Annotated in this window: 3 protein-coding genes and 1 pseudogene; 1 reads left to right on the top strand and 3 read right to left on the bottom strand. The window is 35.7% G+C overall.

Annotated elements, in window-relative coordinates; genetic code table 11:
• A pseudogene (locus ACXJIE_RS07470) lies at positions 1 to 322 on the top strand (ATP/GTP-binding protein); the annotation flags it as partial.
• Here the strand turns inward: ACXJIE_RS07470 and ACXJIE_RS07465 are convergent.
• The 3 genes from ACXJIE_RS07465 to ACXJIE_RS07455 all read right to left on the bottom strand — a co-directional run.
• Entirely contained in the window at positions 319 to 1,158 is an 840-nt protein-coding gene (locus tag ACXJIE_RS07465) for a nucleoside recognition protein (RefSeq protein WP_456480343.1), read from the bottom strand. The pseudogene ACXJIE_RS07470 and the gene ACXJIE_RS07465 sit on opposite strands and share 4 nt — an antisense overlap.
• On the bottom strand, positions 1,158 to 2,744 hold the full coding sequence (locus ACXJIE_RS07460; protein ID WP_456480342.1) for a GGDEF domain-containing protein: 1,587 nt from the start codon (positions 2,742 to 2,744) through the stop codon (positions 1,158 to 1,160). The genes ACXJIE_RS07465 and ACXJIE_RS07460 overlap by 1 nt, the downstream gene beginning before the upstream one ends.
• A gap of 32 nt (positions 2,745 to 2,776) precedes the next feature.
• The coding region (locus tag ACXJIE_RS07455) for a dihydroxy-acid dehydratase domain-containing protein (protein ID WP_456480341.1) at positions 2,777 to 3,667 on the bottom strand (891 nt) is incomplete at its 5' end.

The raw sequence follows: 3,667 nt of genomic DNA, 5'->3' as shown, positions 1-3,667 counted from the left end.
TCATTATGAAGGTAACGGACTGAGCGAGCAGGACAAAAAGGAAATTGCCGAACCATTTAAAAAGATAAAACCGCTTTTTGAAAAGTTTATGGAACAAAAAGAGGCAAATGAAAAAGTTATGACTAATACAATACAGATGATAAAATCACTGTTACCGGAGCCTAAAAATGAAAATCATGCAAATGCCATCAAAAGTGAAGGCTTAAAAACGTTTGATGATGTTTTAAAAAAGATTCAGGCGACTCTTGATGAGTTAAAAAAAGTTAAAGAGTTCTTTGACAGGCTTTTTGATAATTCTAAAAAATTGGATTTTTTTGCTTAGAGTTTATAAAACCTTACAACAAGATATGAAAATATAACGGCCAAAACGAGTCTTATTCCGACTAACACCCAGAAATTTGCACCGAAAAGCACGAATAAAAGAGGGTCTTCGATTAAAGAGTGGGCTATCATAAGAAACGTTCCCACAAACAAAAGCTCTTTTTTGGTGAGTTTGTCTTTTTCTGCTATCAAAACCCCGGCTCCGTATGTAATTCCTAAAATGATTCCGGTAATAATTGAAAATGAGGCGCTCAGGTTTTTGTTTTTAAAAAGTTTTGTTCTAATAAAGTGCATTATAAAAATAATTACCGTAATAAGGATAATGATTTTAACCGCCAAGACGGATGCATTATATAGAGATGAGCCTATCATATTCCAAAACGAATCGTAATGGGGGAGAGTGATTTCTTTTTGAAGGGTTTTGCCTTCTATGTGAATCGGAATCGTTCTTAAAAGAATTACCGCTATGATTCCGACTCCGATTCTAAGCAATGTGGAATACCAGTGAGGCATTGAGAGTTTTTTCATAATGGTGTTTTCTACGGGCAGGGCATGGGCTATTCCCAAAAAAAGTCCCAAAACAGTCCATTCATAAGAAGTCAGTCCCAAAGGCGCGGCAAACGCGATGGCCGCGTAAAGATTAAATAAAACACCTGCGGCGATTGAGAGGGAAACTTCGGGATTTAAACCCATAATCGAAGTAACCGGCTCAAAAATAAAGGATATTTTTTGTAGTATTCCAAGATAAATCAGAATATCCGCTAAAAGATAAAACGGTATAACAAGTTTAATAATTAAAATAGCCGTTTTTAGAGAGGATTTTATTATTTGATTCATTATATTTCTACTCTGTTTTTACCGTTTCTTTTAGCCTCATAAAGATTAATATCCGCTCTTTTTATTGCATCAAATATTGAAATGTCACCCTCTCTTATCTCACTTATACCCAAGCTTATTGTAAATTTCAGATGTTTGTGACCAATTTCAAGTGTAATATCTTCAATATGTTTTCTGATCTTTTCAGCAACTATGTATGTATTTTCTATGTTGGAATTCGGTAAAATGATTAAAAATTCCTCACCCCCGTATCTTATGAACAAATCCTCTTTTCTGATGTCGGTTTTAATTGTTTCGGCTAATTTTATTAAAACCATATCTCCGACATCATGTCCGTATGTGTCATTGACTTTTTTAAAATTGTCAATATCAAGCATTATGATTCCGACCGGTTTTTTAGATAGTTCAAATTTAATAAACAGCTCATCCGCTTTTTCCTCTAAAAAGTTTCTATTTAGCGTTTTTGTTAAAACGTCCTGATAGGCTTTTGCGCTGTATTCTTCAATTTCGCTATTTAACAGATTTATATACGCTTTTATACGCTGCGCAACGTCGATGAGGTTGTTTTTATAAACGTCTAATTCGTCTTTTTCTTTTGTTTTTTTCGGAATTTTGTCAAATTTATGCGTTTTTATGTAATACAAAATCCAGTTTATTTCGTTTAATTTGTCAAACAGCCATTTGAAGATTATAAAAATTATTGCAAATATAATGAAAAAACTTAATATTTCAACAATAGTTTTTTCTTTTAAAACATTGCTTACAGTGTCAACGGTTTCTCCTAAATTGTCTCTTATAACCAGATAAGCCATGGTGTTTTCAAAAAAGTCGGTAATTTTTATTTTTGTATATACGCAATGATGCAGTGTCTGATAGCCTTCTTTTAAGCTGATATTTTCAAACGGTTTGCCTAAAACCCTGTAACCGTAATATAACGGAAGTTTTTTATAAAATTCGTATTTAGCCGGAAGAAGCATTTTTTTAAGTGTTGTGTCGTTTAAGTATATGGTAACTTCCCTTGCGCCCGCTTTTTCAAAAAGCTTTTTAAATTCGTTTATATGGATTCCAAAAGAGACGCTTCCAAGGAGTCTGTCTTTATAAATTATGGGATATGTGGCGCGAAGTCCCGGATACAGACGGCATACGTAAAAATGTATTGAAGGTGAAAAGGATGTGTTAATCCATACGATGTCGGCTCTCGCTTTTGCCACGCTAAAATTGTATTTTTTTAGGTTTGCGAAGTTTACATAACTTATTGCGGGTTTTTTAAAAAAGTGAATTTCCTCAATTATGTGGTTTGGATACAGGTTTTCATACAGTGGTTTTACGTAATTGATTAAAAGCGTACGGTTGTTTTCAAGATATGCTTTTTTTACCTGTTCGGATGATGAAAGAAATTTAGCAAATGAATTTAAAAAGGTCTTTTTATTTTGATAAAAGACGTTATATTCTTTTGATCTGATTTTGTAATGCTGTTTGGATTCTTCTTTGATAAACGTATTTATACTTTGTACGCTTTCATAAAAAGAAATCCCGATAATTAAGCTAAACAACACTATTACCAATATATATATTTTTGACCGCATCTTTTGCCTTTATGCCCGAAAGGGCAAAAACTCTATTCAGCCCTTAAAACAGCACCGTTACTTGCGTTGGTAACTAAACTTCTGTACTGTTTTAGCCATTTGCCCGGTACTTCTTTTTTAATAGGGGTGAATTCTTTTTTTCTTTTTTCAATCTCTTCATCAGATAAATCGACATTTATTGAGAAATTATCAACGTCTATTTCAATTATGTCCCCATCTTTAAGAAGACCTATCATTCCGCCTTCAGCCGCTTCCGGGCTTACGTGACCGATACTAAGCCCCCTTGTGGCGCCGCTGAATCTACCGTCGGTAATCAGTGCTACTTTATCACCGAGCCCCATACCCATAATAAGACTTGTAGGTGCAAGCATTTCCTGCATTCCGGGACCCCCTTTAGGACCTTCGTATCTGATAACGACAACGTCGCCTTTTTTGATTTTTCCGCCTGTGATGCCTTCAATCGCTTCTTGCTGTGAATTAAAGCAAACCGCGCGGCCTTTGAATTTTCTCTCACCGATTATCCCGGCGGTTTTAATAACACATCCTTCTTCCGCGAGGTTTCCGAAAAGTATGGCAAGACCTCCCACTTTGCTGTAAGGGTTTTCGATAGGGTGGATTACTTCCGGGTCTTTAACCTCGGCGTCTTTGATTCTGTCGGCTACAGTGCCTCCTTCGATTACAGGGTTGTCAAGGTAAAGGATTGTATCGCTTCTTCTGCTGATTTCTTTCATAACCGCGCTCATTCCGCCGGCTCTGTGGATATCCTCCATATGAACCGTTTGAAGTGACGGCGAAATTTTTGCAATGTGTGAAGTGTGTCTTGCGATTTCGTTTAGTTTATGTAAATCAAAATCAACATCCGCTTCTTTAGCTATAGCCATCATATGAAGTACGGTATTTGAGCTTCCGCCCATTGCCATATC

The sequence above is a fragment of the Nautilia sp. genome, assembly GCF_053994455.1.
Note: the sequence above shows the minus strand (reverse complement) of the source record. Positions and strands in the feature narration are given on the sequence as shown.

Coding starts and splice junctions, on each gene's coding strand:
- ACXJIE_RS07465 (WP_456480343.1), bottom strand. CDS start 1,158: ATGAATCAAATAATAAAATCCTCTCTAAAAACGGCTATTTTAATTATT.
- ACXJIE_RS07460 (WP_456480342.1), bottom strand. CDS start 2,744: ATGCGGTCAAAAATATATATATTGGTAATAGTGTTGTTTAGCTTAATT.